Origin of the sequence: Bacillus sp. GMs2/2 (assembly GCF_050172095.1) — a bacterium.
GTDB classification, from domain to species: domain Bacteria; phylum Bacillota; class Bacilli; order Bacillales; family Bacillaceae_G; genus Bacillus_A; species Bacillus_A cereus.
This window is the reverse complement of the sequence record NZ_JBNLYE010000588.1, coordinates 1-1827: the sequence shown is the minus strand read 5'-3', so window position 1 is coordinate 1827 and position 1827 is coordinate 1. Positions and strand designations below refer to the sequence as shown.

Genomic DNA, 1827 nt, shown 5'->3' with positions numbered 1-1827 from the left:
TCAAAGTAAAAAGTTTATCGTAAATGAAAATGTTTGGAGGGGTGCTACATGAGAAAGGGAAAGAAGTTACTTGTACTTTTATTTCCATTTGCTTTATTATGTGCCTGTGAGAATGACATTGAAGATGCTAAAAGTGAAGATTCTATAGTGATGGATATTGCCACAGCAGCGGTAAAGGAGGAATCTTTTTTTAGTGCTGCTATAAGAGATGAAAAAGAAAGGATAGTAGATTTAGAGATTGCTGATAGCGAAGATAGTAACGAAATAAAAAATGATATTAATAAAAGATTGGTGATACAAGGTGTAACGTCTTATAAAATCAATATAACTCAAAGAAATAGAGAAGTTGTAAAGGCAGAGAGTAGATGGAATCAAGTTTTTGGACATATATTTGATGATGTATTCAGAAAAAATGGATATGAAGGGTTTGGTATTCAGCAAATAAATTATAAAAAGAATCAACCTGTTACCATTGATATAAAAACTAAGATTAGCGATGATGAAGTAGGGGCGAGAGAACTTGGACAGAAAATAGAAAAAGAAGTTGAAGTTGTACTTAAAACAGAAGCAGTAAAGAAATGGATTGAAAATGATTCATATGCTATTGGGATTTACGATATAGATGATCGGAAAATTAACTAATTGAGGAATGAATGCTATATGAATAGAAAACCGATGGAATCAAATATAGAATTGCTGAAGGAGGTGTAATATGTATAAGTATTTACATATTTTAAATGACATTGAAAATAAGATTCAAAATGGAGATATAAAAGAAGGAAAGAAATTACCGTCTATACGGTCACTCGTTACGCAATATGAATGTAATAAGGCAACAGTTATACGTGCGCTTCATGAATTAGAAAAGCGTCACATTATATATTCTGTCCCTCAAAGTGGATACTACGTTGTTAAGAAATCTGGGAGTACCATAGAAAATAACGAGATAATTGATTTCGCTTCTTCAGCACCAGATCCAGATGTTTTCCCATATTTAGATTTTCAGCATTGCATTAATAAGGCTATTGATACTTATAAAAATGATTTGTTCGTATACGGAACACCGAAAGGGTTACCATCTTTAATTCCAGTCATTCAAAAACAGTTGGCAAATTATCAAGTGTTCACGAAAGAAGACAATATTTTTATAACATCAGGTGTGCAGCAGGCGCTTGCTATATTAACTTCTATACCATTTCCGAATGGAAATGAAACTGTATTAATTGAACAGCCAACATATCATCTATATATTGATTATCTAGAAATAAATAAAGTTCCTGTAATCGGTATTAAACGTACGAATGAAGGTATCGATTTGAATGAATTGGAGCAAATATTTCAAACTGGAAAAATAAAATTCTTTTATACGATACCGAGATATCATCATCCGCTTGGAACTTCTTATTCTAAAGATGAGAAAGAAAATATCGCACTATTGGCTAAGAAATACAATGTATTTATAGTGGAAGATGATTATTTAGCAGATTTAGAAACTGATTCAAAAGCAGATCCGTTATATAGCTTGGATAATTGTAGTCATGTCATATATTTGAAAAGTTATTCGAAGATTATTTTTCCTGGTTTACGGGTTGGAGTTGCAGTCATCCCACCATCCATTGCAAATGCGTTCTATACATACAAAAAGATACTAGATATTGATAGTCCAATGATTTCTCAAGCGGCTTTAGAAATTTATATAAAGAGCGGTATGTTTGAACGTCATAAAAATAAAATTAAATCTTCCTATCACAATAGATCTAAAAAATTAGCAGAAACACTAGAAAGAACTCATAGTGAAAACCCACTTTTATTCACATATAAAAAGCA

At 31.5% G+C, this 1827-nt stretch carries 2 protein-coding genes; both read left to right on the top strand.

All coding sequences use genetic code 11. The annotated features are described in order from the left end of the window. Positions 1–48 precede the first annotated feature (48 nt). Complete coding sequence (locus ACQGS6_RS27645; protein WP_001225391.1) at positions 49–642, top strand: DUF4030 domain-containing protein; 594 nt, start codon at positions 49–51, stop codon at positions 640–642. Positions 643–712: 70 nt separating this feature from the next. Beyond that, positions 713–1827, top strand: a 1115-nt coding sequence (locus ACQGS6_RS27640; protein ID WP_426965969.1) for a PLP-dependent aminotransferase family protein, incomplete at its 3' end; no start/stop codon positions are given.